Genomic DNA, 251 nt, shown 5'->3' on the forward strand with positions numbered 1-251 from the left:
GTACGCGATCCAGAACGTGAGAACCGCGTTCGCGCCGATTCGCCATGCTGTGTAGACCGCAGCCAGCAGGATGCCGAACGACATCGCGCCGAGCGAGAAGCCGAGACCCAGCGCTTCGGTCGCGAGATCGCCCGCGGCCGTGCCGAGCGCGAACGTGCAGAGGATCGCGGCCCAGTAGAACCCTTCGCGACGCGCCGTGTCGATCGCGTCGATCGCCAGGGTGCCCTCGACGCGATACCAGATCGCGAAGA

The 251-nt window shown here is 66.9% G+C and carries 1 pseudogene; it reads right to left on the reverse strand.

Going from position 1 to position 251, the window contains the following annotated elements:
• A pseudogene (locus ACOJB8_RS41310) lies at positions 1 to 251 on the reverse strand (hypothetical protein); the annotation flags it as partial.

The sequence above is a fragment of the Paraburkholderia sp. BR10141 genome (assembly GCF_056155635.1).